Annotated in this window: 4 protein-coding genes and 1 tRNA gene; all 5 read right to left on the bottom strand. The window is 27.3% G+C overall.

Translation table 11 applies throughout. The features are described 5' to 3' along the window. Positions 1–341: 341 nt before the first annotated feature. The 5 genes from H8R92_RS12830 to H8R92_RS12850 all read right to left on the bottom strand — a co-directional run bounded on the left by H8R92_RS12830 (position 342) and on the right by H8R92_RS12850 (position 3,674). A complete protein-coding gene (locus H8R92_RS12830) occupies positions 342–1,874 on the bottom strand; it encodes an AbgT family transporter (protein ID WP_022212133.1) in 1,533 nt (510 codons plus the stop codon). Between the two features lie 281 nt (positions 1,875–2,155). Further along, positions 2,156–2,617, bottom strand: a complete 462-nt coding sequence (locus H8R92_RS12835) for a VanZ family protein (RefSeq protein ID WP_022212134.1) — start codon at positions 2,615–2,617, stop codon at positions 2,156–2,158. A gap of 45 nt (positions 2,618–2,662) precedes the next feature. Next, the gene (locus H8R92_RS12840) at positions 2,663–3,106 is read right to left on the bottom strand and encodes a hypothetical protein (protein WP_022212135.1); all 444 of its coding nucleotides are present in this window, start codon (positions 3,104–3,106) and stop codon (positions 2,663–2,665) included. A gap of 129 nt (positions 3,107–3,235) precedes the next feature. Next, positions 3,236–3,382, bottom strand: a complete 147-nt coding sequence (locus H8R92_RS12845; protein WP_022212136.1) for a hypothetical protein — start codon at positions 3,380–3,382, stop codon at positions 3,236–3,238. Between the two features lie 216 nt (positions 3,383–3,598). Further along, positions 3,599–3,674, bottom strand: a tRNA-Ala gene (locus tag H8R92_RS12850). Positions 3,675–3,717 lie beyond the last annotated feature (43 nt).

Consider the following 3,717-nt stretch of genomic DNA (forward strand, 5'->3'; position numbering starts at 1 on the left):
TTATTTTCATATATTTTTAAGAACCCATGCCAGTGATCTTCTAGTATTATTTTTATTTTACCTTTTTTCATATGTAAAAACCTCTAATTTATAATTAATAAATTTAACATATTTAAAGGTTGAAAGCTAGATAACATCTAACTTTCAGTCATCGAAAATTTTATACTTTCCTGTACTTTAAAAAAGAACCTATATATATATACCTCTTTTATAAGTGTCTATCTTATAGGTTCCATTTTAATCTGATATAGTTCTTTTTTATACTAAATAATTCTTTAAAATATTTGTAATCTATTTATATAGCTTGTACATTAATTCATTACTCATAATTCATCATTAATTTAAACTCCCATTCCTACTCCTGGTCCTAATGGAAGACCTAAAACAAACCATACTACTAATAGTAGTGACCATCCTATTAAGAATACCATAGAATAAGGTAACATAGTTGAAATTATAGTTCCTGCTCCTGATTCATCATCATATTTTTGTGCAAATGCTACTATTAATGCAAAGTAACTCATTAATGGAGATATTAAATTAGTTGATGAATCCCCAATTCTGTAAGCCATTTGAGTAAGAGCTGGTGAATAACCCATTTCCATTAACATTGGTACAAATATTGGTGCCATTATTGCCCATTTTGCTGAAGCTGATCCCATGAATATATTAATAAATGCTGCAACAAGTATAAATAATAATATTAACGGAATTCCTTTTAACCCTATATTCTTTAAGAAATCTGCTCCCTGAACAGCTATTACAGTCCCAATATTTGTATAGCTGAAGTATGCTACGAATTGAGCAGCAAAAAATACTAATATTATGTATGATCCCATAGAAGACATGCTTTTACTCATTAAATTAACTACTTGGTTACTATTCTTTATTTCTCTAGAACCAATTCCATAAGCAATCCCTGGAATTAAGAATAATAAAGAAATAATTATAACTATTGATGACATAAATGGTGACGTAAGAATTTCTCCTGTTTTAGGATTTCTTAATACTCCATTGCCTGGTACAACTAATAATGCCATACCTACTAAGAATAATACTAAGGCAATTCCTGCAAATCTTAAGCCTCTTTTTTGTTCTACAGTTAAATCTTCTAATGTTTCCGTTACAGAACCTTTATATTTACCTAGTTTTGGTTCAACTATAAGTTCTGTCACTATTGTTCCTAAAATAGTTATTAGTACTGTTGATGCCATAATAAAATACCAGTTGTCAGTAATTCCTACTTTTGCAGTTGCATCTGCCATTTTAGCTGCTTCAGTACTAATTCCAGATAATAAAGCATCTGTTGATCCAACCATAAGGTTAGCACTAAAACCTCCTGATACTCCTGCAAATGCTGCAGCAATACCTGCTAATGGATGTCTTCCAAAACTCATAAATACAACAGCACCTAAAGGTATTAAAACTACATATCCTGCATCTGATGCTATACTTGACATTACTCCTGCAAAAACAACTACTAGAGTTATTAATCTTTTAGGTGTACTACTTACTAGTTTTGTTAAGCAAGCTCCTATTAATCCTGATCCTTCAGCTACACCTACACCAATTATTGCAACAAGCACTGTACCTAATGGTGCAAACCCTGTAAAGTTTGTTACAGCTGAAGTAAACATATATCTTATTCCTTCAGGACTAAGCAAACTTACAATTGATGAAGACATTTCTTTTATTTCATTTGTTGCTCTATCTAATCCTGTATAAGTAACTGATACGCCCAATTTAGCACATATATGTGATACCACTGCTATTATTACACATAATAATAAGAAAATAATTGCTGGATGTGGTAAAGCGTTTCCTACTCTCTCAACAGCACCTAGAAAACCTTTTTTATTTTTGTTCTCATTCATCCCATACTCCTCCTAAGTTTTATCAAATTTTAATTTTGCAATTTAGTTTTATTAAAATTTCATTTACTATGTTTTTATTATATATTGATATAGTAATAAAATCAAACATTTTTTATTAAAATTATGCATTTTTCCCATTTATATGTTAAATAATATGATTAATAATATGATATTTACAACTTATTATAAATATTTTTTAACAATATAGTTATTTATAATTATATTCTTTTATTAAAAAAACTATCAATAATGCAATTTTTAATTATTGATAGTTTCACAGATTAAATTTTTATCATATTTTTGATCTTATAAAATAAATTATTAACTATAGAAGCTACAATTCCACCACAACTATCTATAAAAACATCCTTAATTGTTGAACTTCTTTCTGGTACAAAATACTGATGAAGCTCATCTGAAACAGCATAAATTATAACTCCCATAATAGAATATAATATTATCTTCTTAGTATGAATATAATGTTTAATTACATTAAATAACAAAATATATAAAATAAAGTATTCAGTAAAATGTGCTGACTTTCTTATAATAAATGTTATATTACTTATATTATCTTTTGATATTTCAATACCTATTTTAGATAATAATAAGACTATTTTTCCACTTTGCCCTGATGAGACTTGTCCTGTTTGTTGTGACATATAAAATATAAAAGCCATCCATGCTAATAATAATATCCATGAAATTAATTTCTTCTTTTGCTTTTTCTGTTTCTGTTTCATTACTTCTCCCTATTCTCTAAATCATTTGTTACATAACATAACTTATTAATTCTTTTCAACTAAATATTTATTAATATATGCTAAAGATTCCTCTAATATATTTTGGCTTCCTTGCAAATCTTGTATCTTTATTTCCATTCCATATATCCTTTGTTCAATTTTGTATAAAATATCTTTAACATCATTTAATACTTTTGTTTCATATGATATTTGATTTCCATCCACATCTATATATATTTTTTCTGGAGGTGAGCCACATTTTGAACATTTAAGGTAAACATTATTACTTTCTGTATCTCTATAAATTTTAAAACCATCATTATTACACTTGGAACAAATTGATAACATAATAAAATCATAATAATTTGTATCTAAATAGTATTCACTTAAGCAATTTTTGCATATCAATTTCAATCGTCCATCCTCTGATTCTATAGAAAAAATATTTCCACTACATCCTTCCTTTTCACAAACCACAGTTCTTATCACTACGATTCCTCCTTATACTTATCCCAATATACTCTTATCATCAATTATTATGCATTTGATTATTTATATATTACACATATCTAAAAATATATTTTTAATGACCATCTAGTTTTATTTTAACTATCCAACTTACATTATATTTTCACTGGCTAATTTCTTTTCTATATTCTTTATTTTTTCATCTACTATATTTGTACTTTTTCCCAATAACACTAATTCTCTTTTTGCTAATTTTAACTCAACTATCATTTTCTCCAATTCAGTCCTTTTTTCCATATATTCACATCCCTAATTCTTTATAAAAATAATTGTAAAATTATTTCATAATTATTTATCTTTATATTAGTGTATACGTACCTTAATATAATTATATATTATATTTAACTAATCTGTATAAATTTCAAAACATTTTTTTATTCAATTTACGACATATTAATTTCAATCAAAATTCTTAATAAAACAAAAAAAGCTACGAAATAATTCGTAGCTTTTTGGTGGAGATAAAGAGATTCGAACTCTTGACCCCCTGCGTGCAAGGCAGGTGCTCTCCCAACTGAGCTATACCCCCGTATGGTGGACCTTCAGGGACTCGAACCCCGGACCTACCGGTT

The sequence above is a fragment of the Clostridium lentum genome (assembly GCF_014287815.1).
GTDB classification, from domain to species: domain Bacteria; phylum Bacillota; class Clostridia; order Clostridiales; family Clostridiaceae; genus Clostridium; species Clostridium lentum.